Annotated in this window: 8 protein-coding genes and 2 pseudogenes; 1 reads left to right on the plus strand and 9 read right to left on the minus strand. The window is 71.6% G+C overall.

All coding sequences use genetic code 11. The features are described from left to right. From H0X00_RS09675 to H0X00_RS09705, 7 genes and pseudogenes are all read right to left on the minus strand, one after another. Nucleotides 1-252, minus strand: a pseudogene (locus H0X00_RS09675) (hypothetical protein); the annotation flags it as partial. Then, nucleotides 249-1982 (minus strand): type IV secretory system conjugative DNA transfer family protein, encoded by a 1734-nt coding sequence (locus H0X00_RS09680; protein WP_293769486.1) that lies wholly within the window; start codon nucleotides 1980-1982, stop codon nucleotides 249-251. The gene H0X00_RS09680 and the pseudogene H0X00_RS09675, both read right to left, overlap by 4 nt. Nucleotides 1983-2071: 89 nt before the next feature. Then, nucleotides 2072-3208: a DnaB-like helicase N-terminal domain-containing protein gene (locus H0X00_RS09685; RefSeq protein ID WP_293769488.1), complete on the minus strand. Its 1137-nt coding sequence runs from the start codon at nucleotides 3206-3208 to the stop codon at nucleotides 2072-2074. Beyond that, on the minus strand, nucleotides 3205-4518 hold the full coding sequence (locus tag H0X00_RS09690; protein ID WP_293769490.1) for an ATP-binding protein: 1314 nt from the start codon (nucleotides 4516-4518) through the stop codon (nucleotides 3205-3207). Before H0X00_RS09690 ends, H0X00_RS09685 begins: the two co-directional genes overlap by 4 nt. Continuing rightward, entirely contained in the window at nucleotides 4515-5900 is a 1386-nt protein-coding gene (locus H0X00_RS09695; RefSeq protein ID WP_293769492.1) for an SCO6880 family protein, read from the minus strand. The genes H0X00_RS09690 and H0X00_RS09695 overlap by 4 nt, the downstream gene beginning before the upstream one ends. Then, nucleotides 5897-7093 carry a hypothetical protein gene (locus tag H0X00_RS09700; protein ID WP_293769494.1) on the minus strand — a complete coding sequence of 399 codons (1197 nt, stop codon included), beginning with the start codon at nucleotides 7091-7093 and terminating at the stop codon, nucleotides 5897-5899. The genes H0X00_RS09695 and H0X00_RS09700 overlap by 4 nt, the downstream gene beginning before the upstream one ends. Further along, the gene (locus tag H0X00_RS09705) at nucleotides 7090-7431 is read right to left on the minus strand and encodes a DUF6112 family protein (protein WP_293769495.1); all 342 of its coding nucleotides are present in this window, start codon (nucleotides 7429-7431) and stop codon (nucleotides 7090-7092) included. The genes H0X00_RS09700 and H0X00_RS09705 overlap by 4 nt, the downstream gene beginning before the upstream one ends. Before the next feature lie 58 nt (nucleotides 7432-7489). Here H0X00_RS09705 and H0X00_RS09710 point away from each other — a divergent pair, with 58 nt between their 5' ends. After that, on the plus strand, nucleotides 7490-8560 hold the full coding sequence (locus tag H0X00_RS09710) for a hypothetical protein (protein ID WP_293769496.1): 1071 nt from the start codon (nucleotides 7490-7492) through the stop codon (nucleotides 8558-8560). 582 nt (nucleotides 8561-9142) lie between these two features. Here H0X00_RS09710 and H0X00_RS09715 read toward each other — a convergent pair. After that, a complete protein-coding gene (locus tag H0X00_RS09715; RefSeq protein WP_293769497.1) occupies nucleotides 9143-10246 on the minus strand; it encodes a DNA cytosine methyltransferase in 1104 nt (367 codons plus the stop codon). A 97-nt stretch (nucleotides 10247-10343) separates the two neighbouring features. Then, nucleotides 10344-10713 (minus strand): annotated as a pseudogene (locus H0X00_RS09720) (transposase); the annotation flags it as partial.

Consider the following 10713-nt stretch of genomic DNA (forward strand, 5'->3'; position numbering starts at 1 on the left):
TCGGGACCAGCCACTGCGGGTGCCGACCAGCGACAGCGCGGCGGTGATCGCGTCGGAGGAGCCACGGGGCGCCAAGACCGCGCCGGCCGGATCACAGCCGCCGGAGCCGGTCACCGCGGTATCGGTGGCGACCACGGCGCTCGGTGAGCACGGCGCCACAGGTGCCGACCCGAGGACGGCGAGAGTCGCGAGTAGCGGTGTGGCCAGGACGGTGGCGGCGAGCCCGCCGCCCCCGAGCAGCAGCGGGTTCATGACGCTTCGCGATCAAGGGCGACTCCGGCGGCGGTGTCGGCTTCGACGGCCGTCTGGCCGGCGCGCAGTGCGTCGGCGTCGGGTCGCTGAGTCCAGGGGGTGAGGTCGATGACCGCCGGTCGGGTGTGGCGCAGCAACAGGACCGCCGTCCCGAACGGCAGGGTCCGCAGCACGGAGGCCGGCATGACGGGGACCTGACGCACACTCATGCTCTGGGAGCGGTCGCCGCTGTAGCCGCGGGTCCAGGTGGTGGTGCTCTCGTCCGTGTCGCCGAGCAGGCGGGCGACGTCCTCGAGGTCGCGGGCCTTGCCGAGCCCGCCGAGGATGAGCTTGACGGTGGCGGCGTCCCAGATCGCGTCCGCGGCGTGTTCGCCCCAGCGGTGCCGGGCCTGAGCGAGTGACTGCAGCACGGCCAGGGTCGTGATGCCCGATCCACCGCCTTCGGCCATCAAGGACGGGAGCGACGGTAGTGGGGTCAGGTTGGCGATCTCGTCGAGGGCGAGCAACAGCGGCGGGTCGAGGCGAGCGCCGGGTGAGCGGGCGGCTCGGGCGCGGGCGGTCTCGGTGATGTCCTCCACGAATGCGGCGACCAGCGGCGCGCAGGTGCCGGAGGAGACGGCGGAGGCGAGCAGGAACAGCGTCCCGGAGTCGGCCAGGAAGGCGCCGGGGTCGAACCGGTCCCCGGGACCGGGATCGAGGGCGTGTAGGACGTCGGGGTCGGCCAGCGCTGCGAGGGCTTGACGGACTCCGAGCCACACCGAGTCCCGGGTGCGGGGGTCGGCGTGGACGGCGGACTCGAGGGCGTCGGCCCACCCGTCGGCGGCGTCCGGGTGCCGGTGCAGCACGGTGATCGCGTCGTTCGCCGCGCCCGGGTTGAGCGACCACCGGTACAGGTCCAGGGCCCGACGTCCGTCCAGAGCCGCGGCGTGCAGCAGGCACCGCAGCGCGGCTTCGGTCTGCCCGGACCAGAAGTCTGAGTCCGACACCGTGCGGCCGTAGCCGGCCCCGGCGGCGAGGCCGCGGGCGCGGACCAGCGCTGTGCGCGGCGATTCGCAGCCGCGTACCGGTGACCAGCGCAGTCCACCCGGTAGGCCGGCGAGGCGTTGGGGGTCGAAGATTGCGACCGGTCCGCGGGCTGCGCGGGCCCGGTGGGTGACGGCCAGGGTGTCCGGGCGGGTGGAGGTCGCGATGACCGCGCCGGGCGCGTCGAGCACCCACGGGATGACCACGTGCAGTCCCTTGCCCATGCGCGGCGGGCCGACCAGCAGGGCGGAGTCCTCGACGGCGCACCACAGCTCCCGGCCGCGGGCGTGACCGAGGCGGTAGCCCACCTGCTCGGGGGTCGGACGGGTGCCGACCAGCGACGGTCGAACCTGGGCGGTCCGCCGGAGCAGGGCCTCCCGGCCGGCCACACCTCCGGCCTCCCGCGGCCCGGCCAACCCGGGCAGGTTGCGCACGTCGGTCCGATCGCCGCGGGCCAGGCCGCGGCCCGCGGCCACTCGCCACGCGATCCAGCCGAGCGCGGCCACGGCGAGGAGGACGAGAGCGGTGCAGACCCAGTAGATCGCCGCACCCGGCAGCGCGCCCGGGACCGGCCAGACCGCGGCGGGTGAACCAGGACGGCCCAGAGCGGCGAGCGCGGCTCCGATACCGCCGGCTGGCACACCCCGCCCGGTGACGAAGGCCGCCAGCACAGCGCCACTCCAGAGGAGGGCCCCGAACACCAGCATTCCTACGAGGAGGATCAGAGCGAGGTCGGCCAGCGGCGACCCTTGTCCGGGAGCGGAACCGCGCGCGGGCCTCCGGGCCTGGCGGGGCGTCATCCCGCCACCGGCCCGGCGCGATGAACGTGGGCGCTGGGCAGGGCGTGGACGGTGGCCAACCTGGCCAGATCCACGGACTCGGTGTCCAAGGGACGCGACCCGGCCCGCAGCGCTTCGGCGAGGATGTGGCCCGTGCCGAGGACCTCGGCCAGGTCCAGGCCGGGGTTCGCGGCGGCGGTGTGGAGGCTGGCGGCGGCGTGGTCGGCGGCCAGGCGCAGGTGGTCACCGGCCACCAAGCGGGCGACGTGACCGGGCTGGGTGGCGATGTTCCGTTCGATCAGGGCGGTCCCGCTCGCGGGGTCGGGGCCCAGGCCCGCAGTGCGGGCGGAGCGTTGGGTCTCCCAGAAGACGGTGACGGCGTCGAGGGGTCGGCCGTAGGTGTGCAGCCGCAGGACCGCTTCGTAGACCGGGCGCCATGTCCGGTTGGCCAGGGCGGCCGGTCGCAGCCACGCGGACGTGGCACCGATCTGGGACGGGTGGGTGATCAGCGCGGCGATCAGCGTGGCCTCGCGGTCCGCGACTTCGCGGGCCGTGGGGCGCGGATGGGCGGCGAGGAGCCGATCGGCGCCTAACGCTCCGCCGACGCCTGCCGTGGCCGAGCGCAGGGCGGCCGGGGCGCGACGGGCACGGTCCAGCCGAGGCTGCCCGGTGGCAGCGGCCCAGCGATCCGCTGCACCATCGAGGGCGTCGTCGACGACCGCGGCGATCGCGAGCATTGGGCGGGCGGAGCCGTCCAGGCTTGACTGCAGCGCGCCGGCCCGCAGCAGGACGCCGTGGCCTGCGGCAGCCCGGCGTAGGGACGCCTCCAGGACCATCACCGCGTAGGTCTCGGCCTGGGCGTGGGGCGGCAGGTCGTGCAGTAGACCGGCGACGCGTACCACGTCGCCGCGCGTCGGCCCGAGCCGTCGGAACAGCTCCCGGCCGACCGCTTCTGCCCCCGCCGGGTCACCGGCGGTCGTGAGCGCGCGGATGCTCCGGTAGACCTCGGCGTGCCACGGGTCGACGAAGTCGTCCGGACGCAGCCACCGGTGCACGGCACCGCGATCGGCTACCTGGGAGTCTGGGTCGACTTCGCTGGAGGCGATCAGGAGCGCTCCCAGGGTGGCACGTTCGGCGAGCGGGACGGCCTTCATGACAGGCCACCTCCCGTAACCCTCATGGCCATGTCCGTGTCGTAAACGGCGGCCTCGGCGGCATGGAGCCGGTGTTTCGCGACGTAGGAAGAGCCGGGGAGTTTCCAGAGCCCGCACCCGCGAGGCAGCACGGGCAACAACGCCCGTTCGGTGTCGGTGAGCCCGAGTGCGGCCTCGATACCGGCGAGCTGGTCGGACTCCTGGCGGTAGATGACGCGGGTGGAGCAGTCGGCCAAAAGTCCCGCGGCCAGCGCCCGGGTCTCGCTGCCCCCGGCGCCGACGGCATCAAGGTCGGAAAGCCGGTGCAGAACGAGGAGGTTCGCGATCCCGTGCGCGCGGGAGAGCTTCCACTGCGCCTGCATCCGGCGCAGCAAGGCGGGCGAACGCAGCAGGCGCCAGGCTTCGTCGTAGATCACCCAGCGCCCGCCCGCGGTGTCGGGCCCGGTGCGGTGGGCGGTGCGGTGGGTGGTGAGGGCGGACTCCAGCCAGGCCGACGCGCACGTCATGGCGACCGCGACGGCGGTGTCGTCCGATCCCAACGCGGACAGGTCGACAACGACCATCGGAGCTGCCGGGTCCAGGGTCACGCTGGAGGGCCCGTCGAACATGCCCGCGAGGTCACCGCGCAGGAGGCGACGCAGCGCATGTACGAGCTCTGTGCCGTCGGCGATCCGGTCGGCCGGCGGCGTGCCGTCCGCGAGGGCGTAGGCCGGGTCGGGGTCGGTCAGTGCCGCCGCGACGGTCCCGACCTGCGCCGGTCCCGCGCACTCCGCCGAGTGGACCGCGACATCGAGGGCGACCCGTTCCCCCGGCCGCAAGGGCCGGTCCAGCAGCGTCTCCGTGATCGCGGCCAACACTCGCGCACCGCCGGATCTGCCCTCGGGCGAGGCACCAGCGTCGAGCGGATTGAGCCGGGCCGGCAACCCCGGGCCGAGGCGGAGCACGACCCCGCCGAGGGCCTCGGCGACCGGCGCCCACTCCCCCTTCGGGTCGCCTGGCACGTACGCGCGTCGCCCGGCCGCGACGGCCCGCACCGCGAGCGACTTGGCCAACGCGGACTTGCCCGCGCCGATGACTCCGGCGAGCGCCACGTTGGGGTTGGTGAGCCGACCGGCCGCGTAGAGGCTCCAGGGGTCGAAGCAGAACGGCTCGCCGGTGATGGCGTCCGTCCCGATCGGGACACCGACCTGGCACGGCGCCGGCGCCAGGAACGGGTACGCCCCGGCCAGCGTCGCCGAACTCGCCCGATGCGCGGGGACCCGGAGCTTGCCCCACCTGGAGTGTTCAGCGAGTCGCCCCAGCCCGGTCACCACAGCCCCCTTCCGAGCGGCAGCGACGCCACGGCGTACGCCTGCACCTGCTGGCCGACCAGTCGCCGCAGCTCGCAGCCGGCCTGCGCGGCAGCGGTCTCGATCGAGGCGCACGCCTCGGCGAGCTCGTCGAGCATGGGCGCGGAGACGGCGAGCAGGCCGGTGAACCGCAGATCGCCGTGGCCGGCGATGAGGTCTTCCTCCCGGCGCGTCAGCTCCGCCGCCGCGGCCCGATGGGCCTCTTCCTCGACCCGTCCGACCCGGGCGCGGGTCGAGGCATCGGCGACCTGTTCGGCGCGGGCGCGCCGGATCTCGCGCAACGACTTGCCCGGGGGCAAGGGCCGGGCGAGCAACGTGAACGTTCGCTGCACCCCCGCGCCGAACAGCAGCGGCCGCAGGAAGCTGGCGTGTGTCGCAGCGCGCGGCCACTCGCTCACCCAGTACGTCGCGTGGAAGGCCGAGTCGCTGCGGGCGTGCGACCACTGCTCGGCCACCCCCATCGGGCGCGAGCGGCCAATCTGCGCCCCTGAGGAAGCCAACGGCCTGGTCGCCGAGGCCGGGTCGTAGGCCGTACGCACCAGGGCGGCGATCTGACCCGGTGTCAGCCAGGACACGAGATCGAGCTCGGCCGCGTCGAAGCTCTCGGAGAGCGCGGTCCGGGCGGCGATGAGGTCGGCCCGTCGGGGGCGGACCGCGACCGCGACAAGGAGCTGCAGGCGGGTGTCAGTCCGAGTGTCTTCAACAAGGTCAGCCACGATCCGCTCCGCCCACGGCGACTGCGGGGAGACCTGGCCCGACCACCACTGGCGGATCTCCTGCCCCGCGGCGGGAATCGCGCGGTGGAGCACCTGCGCGCCGACGACGTCCGGCAGCTGGCACAACGACCCGAGGAGCCGGCCCCACGCGGCGACGCGGCGGTCCTGCGCCGCCGAGCTCTCGAGCAGGAAGCCGCGCCCGCAGACCTCGGCGACGAGGGTGACCGGGGCACCGGGTCCGCGGCCGCACCGCAGCATGGCTGCGCCGTGGTCGTCGGCGGTGACGTGCAGACGACTCGGCAGGCCGGGAAGATCCAACGTCTCCGGCACGGCCGCTGCGTCCGGTGCAGCAAGGTCCCGATGGCTCCGTGTCAGCCGCCTTGTCGCCCAGCCAGCCACCGTTGGTAGCACCTCGACCAACGGTCGCCCTCCGACCGGGACGAGGGCCCACGCCAGCGCGGCGGCCCACACCGGCGCGCCGAGCAGGATCCCGGCCGGGCCCGCGGCCACACCGGCAGCGACGACGGTGACGAGTGCGACACCGACCAGGCCAACCTGGGCTCCGGTGAGGCCGAGGAGCAGTCCCCGGCGTTCCAGCCGGCCGAAGCGCACCTCGGTGACGGTCATCGGGTCTCACCCTTGCCCGGCGCAGAGGCGGCACCGCCCGGACCTGCCGGGGATTGGCCACCCGCGCGGGCTCCGGCGAGCAGTGGTCCGGCCATCGCCGGCGCAGACGACGACGCCCGCGCCCCCGCCCCGCGTCCCGCCGCACCCCCGGAGCCGGACATGACGGAGGAGGTCAACGCCTGCTGCGCAGCGAAGCGGGCCTGGGAGGCGCCAGCCCGAGCCGCGCTCGACATCGGGTTGGCGGCAACCGCGCCGTGCATGACCGAGGCGGCCTCCATACCGGTCCAGTGCACGAACTTGAAGGTGAGCCAGGGCGAGCAGACGGCGATTCCGAGCAGCAGCAGACCGACGAGGACGTCGGACAGCCCGGCGTCGGGCGCCGCCGCCGTACCCGCGGCCGGGTCGAGGACGGGTCCGGTTCCGGCGAACGCGCTCGCGCCGACGACGAAGGTCACGACGATGACGACCTTGCAAAGGATCAGCGCGGCGACGATCTCGATCCAGCGCCGGGCCCAGACCTGGGTCTGGTCCCACACCGCACCGGCGAACGCGATCGGTGCGAACACTGCGATCAGGAGCAGCGCCGCCTTGCGGAACAGCAGCACCGTCCACAGCGCCAGGCAACCGAAGATGACCGCCATCCCGAGCAACATCTGAAGGACGGGACCAGCCGGTCCGGCGAGCCAGGTCAGGTTGAGGAAGCGCGCCGCGGCGCCCTCGACCGTCGTCCCCGCCGACGCGGCGATGAACTCGCAGATCCCGTCCGTCGCGATCAGCGCGGCCTGCACCACCGCGAGCGCGAGCGCCGCTCCGAGGAACGCCTTGGCCAACCCGACCGCCGCCCGCGCGAGCCCACCGGGTTCGCGGCGCAGCACCGAAGTGATGACCTGGATGACGAGCAACCCGGCGACGACCGGGACAGTGACCGCGCCGATGACGGCGACGTTCGCGCGAAACCAGTCGGCCCCCAGGTCCACCCGAGTGCCGGTGTCCAACGCCGCCAACGCGGTCCGGGTCACCGACTCGGCCGCGTCCACAAAGGCCGCGCCGAGGGCGTCGAGCACGAACCCGGAGCCGACGTCGGCGACCGATCCGACAGCGCCGCCGACCAGGCCGCCGGCGGTGTCGCAGATCGGGTCGAGCGGACCGAGGCAGGCCGGGTTCACGGGAGCGGCGCGGTTGAGGGCGATCACTGGATCCGCCCGCCCATCGCGGAGAAGAACGAGATGATCCCGTTCGCCCCGCCGATGAGCATCGCCCCGCCAGCGGCGACCAGCACCCCGGTCTTGCCGGAGGAGGCGTTCATGTAGTTGCCCTGGTGGTGCCCGAGCGCCCAGATGATCACCGACACCACGAGGCCGGCCACACAAGCGACCAGTCCCCAGGTCAGCAGCGCCCCGACGATGTCCCGGAGGACCTCAAGGCCCGGCAGGCCGTTGTTGTTCGGCGCGATCCCCGGATCCGCAGCCCGCCAGCGAGACAGCGGTACCTGCTCGGAGAACGACACCGTGAACGTATTGACGATCGCCATCGCGCAACTCCCCCGCGGACCCACCCGCGCCGGGTGCGCGGGACCTCAGGAGTCCTGTGTGCGCGTTCGGTTCCAGATCCACGCAATGACGGACCCGGTGTCCGTCTGGCACCGCGTCTTCGGCTCCCCCGCGCAGGTATCGGAGCGAGGAGACGCGGTGGCGGTGCCGCACTATGCTTCGCTGTCGGCCACTCGTCCTATGGTGACTGCCATGCTTCAGCGACGGCTTGTGTTCGAGCGGTGGTCATCGCTCCCAGGCCAGGACCGCTTCGCCCCGCACGACGTCTGCGCCCGCCTGGCCGCGCGAATCGCCCAGGATCCCGAGATCGCGCTCCTCCAAGATCGCGAGATCGCAACCGGGATCGAGGTTCTGCGGGTCGGCAGCGACGAGGAGATGTCCGTCATTCGCCTCATGGCGCTCCGGACGCCGGACAAGCGGCCACTGCAGTGGGAGCCCGGAACGCCGTTGAGCCCGCTGCAGCTTCTTGACAGGCAGTACCCAGCCGACGTGACCTACATGGTGCTGTGGCCCGACGGTTACGCGGCCCAAGACCTGCACGGGCACGCACCGCGCTTCGGTCGCCTCGCTCACTACCTGCGCAAGCATCTCGACGAGCATGTCGGGTTCGAGCCACTCTTCCAGCCCGACACCTTCGCCCGCTTGATGCGAATGCGTGGCCAGCTCCGGCGGGTGGAGATCGCAATCAACAAGCCGGAGCCGCCCGACCTCCAGCCCGGTGCGTTCAGGACCCTCATTCCGGCGGTGTTCGGCCACACCGCGCCGTCAGTTCGGGTGGAGATCGGTGTCGGACGCCACAGCCCGCGCGACCGGTATTTGGATTTGGCGACCGAGGAAGCCGTGATCGCGATGGCTCAGGAGGGCACGGACGCGGTGTCATCCATGACGATCAAGGGCCGCGATCCAGGCACCGGGGCGAGCACCACGGTCAACCTGCTTCATGAACGACTGCAGGAGGTCGCTGACCTTCCGCGAGACACCAGGGTTCCCGGGATGCCGGAGATGGCGACAACAGTGACCGCCTTCCGTGACGCTCGACAGCGCTTGGACGAAAGTGGCGAGTTGCAGAACGCCTCGATCGGTCAGGCGTTCCAAGGCAAGGGTGCCTGACGGTGCGCGGCTTGCGGTGGCTGGACGCTCACCTTTGGGTAACACCCTCCTGACCGCGATGGGGGTTGAAGGGACACTCGCATCGTTACGGGCGTCCGGCTCAGATCTCCTCGCCGTGGCCGCCCTTGAACCCGCCACACGGCGGGACGCCTACTCATCAATGGCCAGTTCGTCGAGTGCACTTCTCGGTTTCGCACTGGCGGCAGTCGCGATCCTGGCCGCCCTCTCTCCGCGGCCAACATCGGCCTCGTCGGCCGCGATTCACGAGCGCAAGATGGTGCTGGCACGCCTCACCTTGATGAAGTGCCTGCTGTCGTCCAGCCTGCTGCTTGCTGTGCTGCTCGTCTGCGCAACGGTGGGGATCGCACTTGATTCCCGGCGGCAGGGCCAGTTTCGTACTCGGAGATGTTGCCCTCTCTGCGGCTGCGGCAAGTCTGGCCGGGCTACTCGTAGGTTGTGCCGGGTTGGCGCTCGCCGTTGCCGAACGAACGGCACCGTAGCTGATTGGGCGATCCACTCACAGAACTGTGGGGCTCCGAACCACGGATCAAGGCGCAGGCCCGTCGTGTATCTGACGCCGCGTCAACACATGCACGCCCTGATGTAGGTCGCCAGCGATTGGGCAAGCGGCACCGGAACTGCGTTCCCGATCTGACGCGCGATCTGAACTTTGGTGCCGCACCAGAGGTAGTCGTCCGGGAACCCTTGGAGCCTCGCGGCCTCGTAGTGGCTGATCGCGCGGTCCTGATCGGGGTGGAGGTAACGACCCTTCTCCGGCTTGTAGAACTCGGTTCGGATCGTGACGGAAGGCCGATCCCAGTGCATCCTGCCCATCACGTCCAACGAGCCTGTGTCGTGGTTCAGCCAGCATGGCGCCTTGAGATTGTCGGGAAGGTCCGTGCGGTTACCGCCGGGCGGGATCGACGCGAATCGCTCGAGCGAGCGTTCCTCGTATCGACGGGTGACGTGCAGGTCGATCGAGGAGAACCGGCCCGGCACGGTGTGGCCTCGGAATACCGTCCAGTCGTCGGGGAGATCCCTGTGATCCGGATCGATCGGCGACAGACCTCCGATCTCGTCCTTGACCGTCCGCCACTCGGACTTGGGAACCGTAGTTCGGGGTACCTGGATCTGGGCAAGATCGCGATGGGTGCCGATGACGATCGTCCGGCGCCGGAGTTGGGCCGCGCCGTGGTCTGTCGCACGCACGATGTGACAGTCGATGGTGTAGTCGCGCAGGCGTCCGCTGCGGTAGGTCTCGCGGACCAGATCTCTGCACTGACCGCTGGTCGCGAATCGATCGACGTTCTCCAGGAGGAACACCCTCGGGCGCGCAGCCACCAGCACGTCGACGTACCGCCGCCACAGGGCGTTGCGCGGGTCACGCTCCCGGCGCGCTCCCAGATTTGAAAAACCCTGGCAGGGAGGCCCTCCTACGACGATGTCGGCCTCGGGGATCTCGCCCGAGGTGACCCAGCCCTCGATCCCGCCCCAGTGGACGTGACGCTCCTCGAAGTTCGCCGCGTAGGTGGCGGCGGCGGCGAGGTCCTTCTCCACCGCCGCAACCGTGCGGTAGCCACCCGCGGCCCTGAACCCAGCCGTGAGCCCCCCGCAGCCGGCGAACAGATCGATCACGCGGAGGCGCGCGATCACCCCCTTGTGGTCTCCCTCAGTACTGGCCTGCACCCGATCTCCCCGCGCCGCGTGGTCGTTGCCATCCGACTGTATCGAACATATGTTCTGCATATCTGCTTGAGTGCAGCGACCCTTATCGGGACTGTTATCTGACGATCAGTTCGTTCAGCGGGTGCGGATCGGTGGCGACGGCCTGCTGGAGCAGGCGGTAGAAGAGCATGCCGCGGGCGGTGGAGTTGCGCCGGTTGAAGCGGAACGCGTACTCGTCGAGGTAGTAGGGCAGGTGCTCGTCGCTGACCCGGTAGTGCAGGGTGCCGATCAGCCACCGCTTGAGCAGCGAGGCGACCATGTGCACTCCGGGCAGCACGGTGGTGGGGTCCTCGGCGTCGTAGCCGGTGACGTATTCGTGGGTGTAGCCCATCCCCCCGAGCCGGCGCATCATGCGGGCGCCGTCGGTGCGGATGGTCGATCCGGGTTCGACGACCTCGGCGGCGAAGTCGACCAGGCTCAGGGTGCTC

It is taken from the genome of Sporichthya sp. (assembly GCF_013815995.1).
Classification (GTDB): domain Bacteria; phylum Actinomycetota; class Actinomycetes; order Sporichthyales; family Sporichthyaceae; genus Sporichthya.

Coding starts and splice junctions, on each gene's coding strand:
- H0X00_RS09695 (WP_293769492.1), bottom strand. CDS start 5,900: ATGACCGTCACCGAGGTGCGCTTCGGCCGGCTGGAACGCCGGGGACTG.
- H0X00_RS09705 (WP_293769495.1), bottom strand. CDS start 7,431: ATGGCGATCGTCAATACGTTCACGGTGTCGTTCTCCGAGCAGGTACCG.
- H0X00_RS09680 (WP_293769486.1), bottom strand. CDS start 1,982: ATGCTGGTGTTCGGGGCCCTCCTCTGGAGTGGCGCTGTGCTGGCGGCC.
- H0X00_RS09685 (WP_293769488.1), bottom strand. CDS start 3,208: ATGAAGGCCGTCCCGCTCGCCGAACGTGCCACCCTGGGAGCGCTCCTG.